9 protein-coding genes are annotated in these 11,489 nt (G+C 66.3%); 4 read left to right on the top strand and 5 right to left on the bottom strand.

All coding sequences use genetic code 11. The annotated features are described in order from the left end of the window. Positions 1 to 173: 173 nt before the first annotated feature. The 3 genes from BFL28_RS08950 to BFL28_RS08940 are packed head-to-tail and all read left to right on the top strand — an operon-like array spanning position 174 to position 4,962. On the top strand, positions 174 to 1,691 hold the full coding sequence (locus BFL28_RS08950; protein WP_069320237.1) for a hypothetical protein: 1,518 nt from the start codon (positions 174 to 176) through the stop codon (positions 1,689 to 1,691). After that, complete coding sequence (locus tag BFL28_RS08945) at positions 1,688 to 3,199, top strand: hypothetical protein (RefSeq protein WP_069320236.1); 1,512 nt, start codon at positions 1,688 to 1,690, stop codon at positions 3,197 to 3,199. Before BFL28_RS08950 ends, BFL28_RS08945 begins: the two co-directional genes overlap by 4 nt. 47 nt (positions 3,200 to 3,246) lie before the next feature. After that, positions 3,247 to 4,962 carry a hypothetical protein gene (locus tag BFL28_RS08940; protein ID WP_069320235.1) on the top strand — a complete coding sequence of 572 codons (1,716 nt, stop codon included), beginning with the start codon at positions 3,247 to 3,249 and terminating at the stop codon, positions 4,960 to 4,962. A 1-nt stretch (position 4,963) separates the two neighbouring features. On the opposite strand, the gene BFL28_RS08935 is transcribed toward BFL28_RS08940, so the two are convergent. Genes BFL28_RS08935 through BFL28_RS08915 form a run of 5 tightly spaced genes read right to left on the bottom strand, consistent with a single transcriptional unit; the run spans position 4,964 to position 10,997 of the window. Then, complete coding sequence (locus BFL28_RS08935) at positions 4,964 to 6,097, bottom strand: GNAT family N-acetyltransferase (protein ID WP_173655715.1); 1,134 nt, start codon at positions 6,095 to 6,097, stop codon at positions 4,964 to 4,966. Positions 6,098 to 6,102: 5 nt separating this feature from the next. Beyond that, positions 6,103 to 7,416, bottom strand: a complete 1,314-nt coding sequence (locus tag BFL28_RS08930; protein ID WP_069320234.1) for a mechanosensitive ion channel family protein — start codon at positions 7,414 to 7,416, stop codon at positions 6,103 to 6,105. After that, positions 7,413 to 8,606, bottom strand: a complete 1,194-nt coding sequence (gene metC / locus BFL28_RS08925; protein WP_069320245.1) for a cystathionine beta-lyase — start codon at positions 8,604 to 8,606, stop codon at positions 7,413 to 7,415. The genes BFL28_RS08930 and metC overlap by 4 nt, the downstream gene beginning before the upstream one ends. Next, positions 8,603 to 9,439 (bottom strand): 3-mercaptopyruvate sulfurtransferase, encoded by an 837-nt coding sequence (sseA, locus tag BFL28_RS08920; protein ID WP_069320233.1) that lies wholly within the window; start codon positions 9,437 to 9,439, stop codon positions 8,603 to 8,605. The genes metC and sseA overlap by 4 nt, the downstream gene beginning before the upstream one ends. Positions 9,440 to 9,443: 4 nt before the next feature. Continuing rightward, positions 9,444 to 10,997, bottom strand: coding sequence for a cryptochrome/photolyase family protein (locus BFL28_RS08915; RefSeq protein ID WP_069320232.1), 1,554 nt, complete (start codon positions 10,995 to 10,997; stop codon positions 9,444 to 9,446). 29 nt (positions 10,998 to 11,026) lie between these two features. Between BFL28_RS08915 and queF the strand changes: the two genes are divergently transcribed. Continuing rightward, a complete protein-coding gene (queF, locus tag BFL28_RS08910) occupies positions 11,027 to 11,473 on the top strand; it encodes a preQ(1) synthase (RefSeq protein WP_069320231.1) in 447 nt (148 codons plus the stop codon). Positions 11,474 to 11,489: the final 16 nt, after the last annotated feature.

The following is an 11,489-nucleotide window of genomic DNA, read 5'->3' as shown; positions in this document are numbered from 1 at the left end:
ATCCAGGCGCGGCTGCGTGCCATCGCCTATTGTCCCGGCTGGATCGACGATCTCGATCTGGCCCGCGCAGCCGCGCCTGGATCGATCGTCGCGCTGGCAGGGCAGGGCAGGGTGCCAGACTGGGCGGACGTTACGCATCGCTCGGCCGGCTTGGTCGTGCTGGAGCCGCGCCGGTGAGCGGAGTGCGTGAATGGTGGCAGCGGCCCGCGATGCTGTGGCTGGCCGTGCTACTCTCGATCGTGCCGCTGCTGTGGCCGCAGATCCCGCCGCTGACCGACCTGCCTGGGCATATCGGGCGGTACCGCGTCATGCTCGGCACCGATGCCGACGTGCTGGGGCAATGGTATCGGTTCGAGTGGCGGCTGGTCGGCAATCTGGGCATCGACCTGATCGTCTATGCCATCGCGCCGGTGATCGGGCTTGAGCCGGCGGTGAAGCTGGCCATCGTCGCAACGGTGGCGCTGTTCGCGGGCGGCATCCTGTGGGTGAGCCACGAGGTGCATGGGCAGGTGACGCCGTTCGCCTGGTTCGCGCTCCCGCTGGCCTATGCCTTCCCCCTTCAATTCGGGTTCGTGAACTATTGGCTGGCGATGGCGCTGGCGCTCAACGCCTTTGCGCTGTGGCTGAGATTGGGGCGGCAGGGACGGATCGGGCTGCGTGCGGCGCTGTTCGTGCCGATCGCCTGCATCGTGTGGGTCGCCCACCTGATGGGCTGGGCGGCGCTGTGCCTGATGGTCTTCCCCGCCGAAGTCGCACGGCAGCGCGCGACGGGGCGGAGCTGGGTCGAGGCGGTGTTTCGTGGCGGCATGGGCTGCCTGCCGCTCGGCCTCCCGCTGGTGCTGCTGATCGCCTGGCGTTCGGACAGCGGCAGTGGCGCGACGGGGCGGTATTTCGAGCGCAAGCCCGACTGGCTGATCACGGTGCTGCGCGACCGATGGCGGTCATTCGATATCGCCAGCGGCGTGCTGCTGATCGGCTTGATCGCGGTGGGCAGCCGGGATCGGCATGTCGCGCGGTCGTGGATGCTGACGGCGGTCGCAGGCTTGTTCGCGCTCGCCTATCTGCTGCTGCCGTTCGTGCTGCTGAATTCGGCCTATGCCGATATGCGGCTGGCGCCATTCGTGCTGCTGTTCGCGCTGGTCGCGATGCGGCCGGGCGAAGCGATGCCGCCGCGCATTGGCGCGACGTTCGCGTTGCTGGCCCTGTCCTTCTTCCTTGCGCGCACCGCTGGAAGCGCCGTCAGCTATTGGCAGTATGACCGCGACTGGCAGCGGCAACTGGCGGCGTTGAATCACATGCCGCGTGGTGCGCGCATGGTGTCGCTGGTGGGGGAGCCGTGCGCGATGCCGTGGTCGCGCAGCCGCCTTATCCACCTGCCGGCGATCGCGCTTGCGCGGCGCGCTGCCTTCGCCAACGACCAGTGGCGGATCGACGGATCGGCGCTGCTCACCGTTACGGCCCGCGACGTGCAGCCGTTCGCTAACGATCCATCGCAGATGGTGCTGCCGAATGGTTGCCACAGCATCGAGAAGCGGCAGGTCGATGATGCGCTCGCCGCGATCCCGCGTGGCGCTTTCGACTATCTGTGGCTGATCGATCCGCCCGCGCATGACCCGAGCCTGCTCGCGGGGATGAGGCCGATCTGGCGCGACGGCACGAGCGTGCTTTACCGGATCGAACGGGGGCGATGAACGCGAGCGCCAATCGCTGGTGGGAATCGCGCTTGTTCATGGCTGCGGCGGTGGTGCTTGCCGTCGTGCCGCTGCTGTGGCCGGCATTGCCGCCGCTTGCCGACCTGCCCGGCCATATCGGGCGCTATCATATCGCCAGTGCGATCGATGCCTCGCCCGAGCTGGCGCGGCACTGGCAAGTCGAATGGGCCCTGATCGGCAATCTGGGTGTCGACTTGCTGGTCCACGCGCTGACGCCTTTCCTGGGCGTCGAGCTTGGTGCGCGGATCGTCGTCATGGCGATCCCCCCGCTTTTCGTGAGCGGGCTGGTTCTGGTTTCGATCGCGTCGGGCCGGCGGCTGTCCCCGGCGGCGGCGTTCGCCTTTCCGCTGGCCTATTCGTTTCCGTTCCAGTTCGGCTTTGTCAACTTCATGCTTTCGGCCGGACTGGCGTTGCATGCGCTGGCGCTGTGGATATGGCTTGGCAGCCGAAACCGGATCGCGCTGCGCACCGGCCTGTTCGTGCCGATTTCATGGATCTTGTGGATTGCGCACAGCTCTGGATGGGGGTTGTTCGGACTGCTCGCCTTTGCAACCGAGGCAGTGCGATTGCGCCGGACTGGGTGTGGCTGGCTGGCGGCGTTGTTCCAGGCTGGCCTTGCCTGTCTTCCCCTCGCGCTGCCGCTGATCTGGATGGTGAGCGGCACAGCAAACGGCGAGCCGGTCGAATGGGGGTTCAAGGCAAAGGCCGGCTGGTTTCCGTCGCTGCTTCGCGAACGCTGGAAACTGTACGACGTCGTATGCGCAATCGTGCTGTTCAGCGTGCTGTGGATGGCGATCCGCGACCGGCGGCTGCGGTTCGAGCCCGTTACGGGCGGTGCGGGGCTGATCGCGTTCGTCGCCTTTCTCGCCATGCCGCGCCTCGCGCTCGGCGGGTCTTATGTCGACATGCGCCTGCTCGCACCCGCAGTCGCGCTGGCGCTGGTCGCGATCCACGTGAGACCGGGCAACGAGCGGTTCGAGCACCGCCTGGCGCTGGCAGCCGTCGCGTTCCTTGCGCTGCGGACGACTACATCGACCTTCGCCATGGCATTTGCGGCCATGCCGCAGCAGCAGGCGCTGGAAGTGACGCCGCACATCCCGCGCGGCGCGGCGGTGCTGGTGCTGGTCAACGAACCCTGCTCGTCGCAATGGGTGAGCCGCCGGCTCGGCCATATCGCCGGCGTCGCGACCGCACGACGCGACATTTTCGAAAACAGCCAGTGGACGCTTGGCGGGCAACAGCTGTTGCGCCATCGCCATCCGCAGGCCGATCCCTATACGACCGACCCGGCGCAACTCGTCTATCCGGCCAAGTGCGAGTATCGCACGACGGACTTTGCGACCGCGCTGCGCGAGTTCGACCGCGGCACCTTCACCCATGTCTGGACGATCGACTTTCCGGCCCGGCGGCGCTTGGCGCGCGATGTCCGGCTGGTGTGGTCGAACGGCGTGTCGGCACTCTATGCGGTGGAACGCGTGCCCGGATAGGCGCTATCCGCTTGCCGGAGGACCGGCGCGCGCAGTAATAGCGCGCGATGCAAGGGGGCTCCGGCATTTCCGACACGCCACGCTGGTGGCAGACGCGCTGGTTCGTCCTGTTCGCCGCAGTGATGGCGGCCGTGCCGCTGTTGTGGCCCGACATTCCCCCGACCGTCGACCTGCCCGGGCACATGGCGCGCTATCGCGTGCAGCTGAGCTATGACCAGGTGCCGTGGCTCCGTGACTGGTACAATTTCGACTGGAGCCTGATGGGCAATCTGGGGATCGATCTGTTGATCATCCCGCTAGAGCCGATCTTTGGCCTGGAACTGACCGTCAAGCTGCTGGTCATCGCGATCCCGGTGCTGACCGTCACCGGCCTGCTGTGGATCGCGCGCGAGGTGCATGGGCGCATTCCGGCAACCGCGCTGTTCGCGTTGCCGATCGCATACAATTACGCCTTCCACTTCGGCTTCGTGAACTTCGCGCTGTCGATGGCGCTGGCGCTCAACGCCTTTGCGCTGTGGCTGCGGCTGGCGCGGCTGGGGCGAATCGGGCTGCGCGCCATGCTGTTCGTGCCGATCGGGATGCTGATCTGGATCACGCATACTTTCGGCTGGGGCATGCTGGGCGTGATGTGCTTTGCCGCCGAGCTGATCCGCCAGCACGACAAGCAGCCAAGCCATGGCGAGCGCTGGCAGGACGAGTTCGTGCGGCGCTGGATCGTGCCGTGGATCCTGGCGGGCATCCACTGCCTGGTGCTGGTACCGCCCGCGCTCATGATGCTGGCGTGGCGCAGCGGCGGGCATGTCGGCGGCGTGACGACCGACTGGTTCAACTGGCAGCAGAAGATCTGGTGGGTGCTGATGGTCCTGCGCGACCGCTGGCAGCTGTTCGACATCGCGTCGATGGGTGTACTCTATCTGATCCTGCTGAAGGGCGTGCGCGACCCCAACATCCAGTATTCGCGGCACCTGGGCCTGTCGGCGCTGTTCCTGATCGCGGTGTTCATCCTGCTGCCGCGCGTCGTCTTCGGATCGGCCTATGCCGATATGCGTCTGGCGCCGTACATGATCGCGATCGCCCTGATCGGCCTGCGACCCAAGCCCGGCCTTTCGATCCGCGGCGAGCGCGCGCTGGCGGCGGCAGGGCTGGCCTTCTTCCTGATCCGCATCGCCGCGACGACGTGGAGCGGCGTGCTGTACGACCGGTCCTATGACCGCGAACTGCAGGCGCTGAAGCACGTGCCGGTGGGGGCGCGGCTGCTGAGCTTCGTCGGCGAAACCTGCTATAACGAATGGACGATGACGCGGCTTCAGCACCTGCCGGGCATGGCGATGGTGCGGCGCTTTGCCTACACCAACGATCAATGGTCGATGGCCGGCGGGCAGCTGCTGACGGTGCGCTACAAGCAGGCGCGCGGGTTCAGCCACGATCCTTCCCAGATCGTGACCCACACGCAATGTCCGCGCGAATGGTGGCGGCCGGTCGCGGTCAGCCTGGTTCGCTTTCCGCGCCACGCCTATGATTATCTGTGGGTCATCAGTCCGCCACCCTATGACAAGCGGCTGGAGCGCGGCCTGATCCCGGTGTGGCGCGATCCGAAAACGCGTAGCGCGCTGTTCAAGATCGACCATGATGTGCCGGCGGTGCAGCTCAACCCCGGCGACCTGGGTCCCTATCGCGAGCAGATCGAGCGAATCCGGGACTTCATCAAGCGCGACAAGGAACGGCAGATGGAGGCCTGGGCGGCGGCGCAGAAGAAGGCTTGAGCTAGCCTTTCTTGAACGGTGTCAACTCGCCCAGATATTCCTGTTCGTTCGTGACTGCGGCCTTCTCGCGCTCCAGATACTCGGCCACGGCGCGGCGGAAGCCGGCGTCGGGCAGGTAGTGCGCCGACCAGGTCGTCACCGGCACATAGCCGCGGGCGAGTTTATGCTCGCCCTGGGCGCCCGCCTCGACCCGCGGCAGGCCGCGCGCGATTGCGGCCTCGATCGCCTGATAATAGCACAGCTCGAAATGCAGGAAGGGGACGTCCTCGCTACAGCCCCAATAGCGGCCGTAGAGCGCGTCCCCCCCGATCAGGTTGAGCGCGCCGGCGATCGGCTGCCCATCGCGTGTCGCGAGCATCAGCAGCACCTTGTCGCCCATCCGCTCGCCGAGCAGCGAGAAGAAGGGGCGGGTGAGATAGGGGCGGCCCCATTTGCGGCTGCCGGTATCCTGATAGAACACCCAGAAAGCGTCCCAATGCGCTTCCGTAATCTCGGCGCCCTGCAGATGCCGGATCACCAACCCCTCGATCGCGCGTTCGCGTTCCTTGCGGATCGCCTTGCGCTTGCGCGAGGACAAGGCGGCTAGGAAGTCGTCGAAGCTTGAATAGCCGTCATTGTGCCAGTGGAACTGGGTGCCCGCGCGAACGAGCCAGCCGGCCTGCTCGAACAGCGGACGCTGTGCATCCTCGACAAAGGTCGCATGGGCCGAGGACAGCTGGTTCTGGTCCACTACCGCTTCGATCCCGGCGATCAGTCCCGGGGCGAGCGCAGGGTCGCGCAGCAGTAGGCGCGGGCCCGGCACGGGGCTGAAGGGAGCGGCAACCTGAAGCTTGGGGTAATAGCGGCCGCCCGCACGCTCCCATGCATCGGCCCAGCCATGGTCGAAGACATATTCGCCCTGACTGTGGCTCTTGCCGTAAGCGGGCGCGATTGCGGCAGGCAGGCCGTCCGTGCCCTCAATCACGATCGGCAGCGGTTGCCAGCCGGTCCGGACGGTGGCCGATCCGGATTCCTCCAGCGCGGCGAGAAAGGCGTGGCTGACGAACGGGTTGGCCGTGCCTGCACAGGCATCCCACTGCGCCGCGGAAATCGACGTCACACCTTCGGCGATGCGGGCGGTGATGGGGGTGGGCACGCGCGCTATGTAGGCGCGCCGGTGGTGTTTTGAACCGGCTGCGGCGCATCGGGCCAGCTCTTCACCATGATCTCGCGTCGCGGCACGGGAATGGCGATGCCGTTCTCCTTGAACAATAGCCACAGCCGGTTGAGCACGTCGCTCTTCACATTGCCGACGCCGCCTTCGGGATCGCTGATCCAGGCGAGAATCTCGTGCTCCACCGCATAGTCGCCGAAGCTCGTCAGCCAGACATTGGGCTTGGGACTGGCGAGCACGCGCGGGCTTTCCACGGCAGCTTTCAGCATCAGTTCCTGGGCAAGCTTCAAGTCGGTTTCATAACCCACGCCGACCGGGATGCGCACGCGCACGTTCCGGTCGGAGAACGACCAGTTCTCAACCTCCTGAGTCATCAGATTTTCGTTGGGGATCAGATGCTCCTTGCCGTCGCGCGTGATGACGCTGACGGCGCGCACGCCGATCTTGTTCACCCAGCCGAAGCTGTCGCCGACCACGATCACGTCGCCCGGTTTGATCGAGCGGTCCATCAGCAGGATGATGCCCGCGATCAGGTTGCCGACGGTCTTTTGCAGGCCGAAGCCGACGGCCAGGCCAAGCGCGCCGGAGAAGACGGCAAAGCTGGTCAGGTCGATGCCGAGCAGGTCGATCCCGAAGAAGAAGACGACGATGACGACCGCGATGCTCGCGAGCTTTTGGACCAGCAGCTTTTGCGTGGGATCGAAGCCCTTCGCCTGCTGGACCGAATGGCCGATGACGCGATTGGCGAGCCGCGCGGCGGCATAAAGCGCCGTCGCCGTGACCAGCACGGTGACGATCGCCAGCAGCGAGATGCGCCGCCGCCCGACGTCCATGCCGATCCGGTCGAGCGTGTCGGTGATGACATTGAACCCGCCGATGCCGTCGCTCAGAATCGCGACGAAGACCACCCCTGCCGCCAGCCACCCCATCCAGCGGGGCAGGTGCAGCCCGCGCAGCACCGTCAGCACGAACATTGCGGTTGCCGCGCCAAGTGCGATGCCGAGCAGCAGGGCAGCAAGGCCATGCCAGGGCCAGGCATTGACCAGAATTGCCAGCAGCAATGCCGCGACCCCGTGCCGCACGATGTTGTGCATGCGATACGCCAAGCCCTCGGCATGGCTGCCAGCCAGCCGTTCCCAGAGCGAAGCGAGCGTGGTTCCGGCATAGCGGCCGGCGACCCAGCCCACCGCGAGCATCGCAATGGCGAGCGCGCCGGCGATAGCGCCCTCGATCGCATGGGCGCGCGAGGGCAGGTCCACGCCATATTGCGCCAGCCATGCCGCCAGCGTCGGCGAGATCATGATGCGCCCCGAACGCGGTCGAGCGCCTGTGCCAGGTCGGCGATCAGATCGGCCGGATCCTCAAGCCCGATCTGCAGGCGTATCGCGGGGCCTTCGGCGCGCCAGGGCATGACGGTGCGGATGCGGTCCGGGTCGATCGGTATCGCCAGGCTCTCGAACCCGCCCCAGCTGTAGCCGATGCCGAACAGCTGGAGGTTGTCGATCAGCGTGGCGCGTTCGGTTTCGCCACCGCCGGCAAGAACGAAGCTGAACAGGCCGGCCGGCCCCTTGAAGTCGCGCAGGAACAGCGCGTGGCCGGGGCAATCGGGCAAAGCGGGGTGGATCACGCGCGCGATTTCGGGCCGGGTCTGCAGCCAGCGGGCGATTTCCAGTGCCGCCTCGCCATGCTGCCGAAGCCGCAGCGCCATGGTACGCAGCCCGCGCGAGCCGAGCCAGGCGTCGTCGGGGCTGGCGGTCTGGCCGAGCGCATAGCTGGTATCGCGCAGCCTGGCCCAATGGGACTGGGCGGCGGTAACCGACCCAAGCATCACGTCGCTATGGCCGACGACATATTTGGTGCAGGCCAGGATCGAGAGGTCGATCCCCTTTTCGATGGCGGGAAACAGCAGCGGCGTCGCCCAGGTATTGTCGAGCAACGTGGTCACGCCGCGCGCCTTCGCCGCCGCGACGATGGCTGGCACGTCCTGCACCTCGAACGTCAGGCTGCCGGGTGTCTCCATGAAGATTGCGCGGGTCCGTTCGCCGATCAGGTCGGCGATGCCGCCGCCGATCATCGGATCGTAGAAGCGGGTTGCGACGCCGAAGCGCTTGAGGAAGCCGGTCGCGAAGCTGCGCGTCGGATCGTAGACGCTGTCGGCCAGCAGCAGTTCGTCGCCGGGCGAAAGCACCGACAGCAGCGCCGCCGACACCGCGGCAACGCCCGACGGATAGAGAAAGGTCGCCTCTGCACCCGGTTCCAGCTGGGTGAGCGCATCGGCGAGGCTCCACTGCGTCGGGGTGCCGCGCCGACCATAGAACAGCTTGTGGTGCGTATCGGGCCGCGCATTGGCGCGAAGGTCGGCGACGCTGTCATAGAGGATCGTCGATGCGCGCCACACCGGCGGGTTGACGATGCCCTGAGTCCATTCCGGTCGCCGGCCGGCGCCGACAACGCGGGTACCGTCGCCCTTGTCCTCGTTCGATTCGCTCATGCCGCGCCGGTTGCCTTGGGCGTCGTGGGGTCCGCGCCCCATTCGGTCCAGCTGCCGTCGTACAGCGCAGCGGGGTGGCCGAGCAGATGGAGCGCGAAAACGACCACAGCCGCACTGATTCCAGAGCCGCAGGTCGCGATCACCGGACGCTCGATCTCGACCCCCTCATCCTCCAGCACGAGGCGAAGTGAGGCGGTGTGCTTCCACGTGCCGTCGGGGTTGAAGAAGCTTGAGTAAGGCACGTTGGCGCTGCCGGGGATGTGTCCGCTGGCCAGGCCGGGGCGCGTTTCCGGCTCCTGGCCGGTGAAGCGCGCGGGTGAGCGGGCGTCGACCAGCTGTTCGGCATGACTGATGAGGTTCGCGCGAACCTGATCGAGCGACCGCACAAGGGCGGGATTGAAGCGCGGCGTGACCTGGCCCGGCTCGACTGGTTGTGTTCCCCGCTCGACCTGGCGACCTTCCGCCGTCCACTTGGCCAACCCGCCGTCAAGCAGCGCGGCGTCAACGCCGATGCTGCGTAGCATCCACCATGCGCGGGCGGCGGTGTGATGCGCGGCGTTGTCGTACAGCACGATGCGGTCGCCATCGTTCATGCCGAGCGCGCCAAGTTGCGCAGCGAACTGCACGGCGGGGGGCAGCATCGTCGGCAGCGTGCTGGTCTTGTCCGACATCAAGTCGATATCGAAGAACATCGCGCCGGGGATATGCCCGTCCTCGAACTCCGCGCGAGCGTCGCGCCCGGCGTCGGGCAGGAACCAGGTAGCATCCAGAATGCGGAGGCCGGGCGAGCCGAGCTGGTCGGCGAGCCATTGCGTCGAAACGAGCGAGTCCATGGCGCTATTCGTAACGGTCGCGTTCGAGCGCGTCGAGGAACGCTTTTGCCTGTCCGCGCAACGATCGTTGCACGGGTTCGTCCATCCGGTCCCAGTTGCGATAGGCCATGGCGAGGCGCTGGTTGGAGCCGAGCTTGCGCTGGTTTCGCGCCAGAAAGTCCCAGTAGAGCGAATTGAACGGGCAGGCATCCGGCCCGACGCGCTGCTTCACGTCGTAGCGGCAATGCCCGCAATAATCGGACATGCGGTCGATATAGGCCCCGGACGAGGCATAGGGCTTGGACCCCAACAGCCCGCCGTCGCCGAACTGGCTCATGCCGAGGGTATTGGGCGCCTCGACCCATTCATAGGCGTCGGCATAGACTTCAAGATACCAGCGCTGGACTTCTGCTGGGTCAGCACCGATCAGCAGCGCGAAATTGCCGGTGACCATCAGCCGCTGAATGTGGTGCGCATAGGCGTTGGCAAGCGTCTCGCCGATCGCCTGGGCCAGGCAGTGCATGTCGGTCTGGCCCGTCCAGTAGAAGCCGGGCAGGGGGCGCGTCGCGTCCAGGAAGTTGCGGGAGGTATAGTCCGGCCCCTCGCGCCAATAGATGCCGCGCACGAACTCGCGCCACCCGATGATCTGGCGGATGAAGCCCTCGACCGCGTTCAACGGCGCTCGGCCGGCGCGATATTCGGCTTCGGCCAGCCGGCATAGCTCGAGAGGATCGAGCAGCCCGCAATTGATGTAGGGCGAGAGGATCGAGTGCCACAGGAACGGCTCGTCCGTGAGCATCGCGTCCTGATAGTCGCCGAAGCCGGGGAGCGCGTGCTTGAGGAAATGCCGCTGCTGCCGATCGGCATCCGTCGCCGTCACGGCGAAGTCGAAGCCGTCGACCGTTCCCGGGTGATCGGCGAAGCGATCCGCGACCAGCGCGATCACCTCGCTCGTGATCTGGTCGGGCGCGAACGACAGGGGGCGCGGCATCAGCAAGTCGTGCTGCGCGGGCTTGCGGTTCTGCTTGTCGAAATTCCATTGCCCACCCTCGGGCCTGCCCGTCTCGTCCAGCAGCAGCGTGCTCTTGCGCCGCATTTCGCGATAGAAGAACTCCATGCGCAGCTGCTTGCGCTCGTCGGCCCAGGCGTCGAATTCGGCATGGCTGGCGAGGAAACGATCGTCTTCACGCAGCTCGACCGGCACGTCGAACTTGTCGCGCCACAGCTCCATCGCGTGGCGGACGCGCCACTCGCCCGGTTCGGTCGCGACGATCCGGGCAGGTGCGTGCCGCTCGATCGCGCGCGCTACCTCGCCAGTGAAGCTGCCGCTGTTTTCGGGATCGTCCAGCCGGACATAATCGACGCGCCAGCCGGCCTGGCAAAGCGCGACGGCATGATGGCGCATGGCGGAAAAGAGGAAGGCGATCTTCTTGCGGTGATGGCGGACGTAGGTCGCTTCTTCGTCCACCTCCATCATCAGGATGATCGTTTCGTCTGGATCGGCGTCGCGCATCGACGAAATGGCCGGCGACAGCTGGTCGCCGAGCAGCGGGATCAGCGTGGGGGCTGGCGGTTTCAAATTCGGGCAAGCTCCCCTACATCGCGGCGATGACACCCATGCACCTTGGCCAGCAAAGCGCGCTGCCGACATCGCCGGAAGCGGCGAGCCTCGACTATGTTCCCAATCCGCGGGCCGGAACCGACTATCTGGTCCGCTTTGCCGCGCCGGAATTCACCTCGCTCTGCCCGATCACTGGCGCGCCCGACTTCGCGCATCTGGTCATCGATTATGTGCCGGGCGAGACGATCGTGGAGTCCAAGTCGCTGAAGCTGTTCCTCGGCAGCTTTCGCAACCATGGCGCGTTCCATGAAGATTGCACGGTCGGCATCGGCCAGCGCCTGTTCGACGAAATGCGCCCGAAATGGCTGCGGATCGGCGGTTACTGGTATCCGCGCGGGGGCATTCCGATCGATGTGTTCTGGCAATCGGGCGAACCGCCGGCGGGCGTCTGGATCCCTGCGCAGGACGTGCCCGGCTATCGCGGGCGCGGCTGAACGGCAGATTAATTTC

Source organism: Sphingomonas turrisvirgatae (assembly GCF_001721295.1).
In the GTDB taxonomy this organism is placed as follows: Bacteria; Pseudomonadota; Alphaproteobacteria; order Sphingomonadales; family Sphingomonadaceae; genus Sphingomonas; species Sphingomonas turrisvirgatae.
This window is presented reverse-complemented; position numbering and strand designations above follow the sequence as displayed.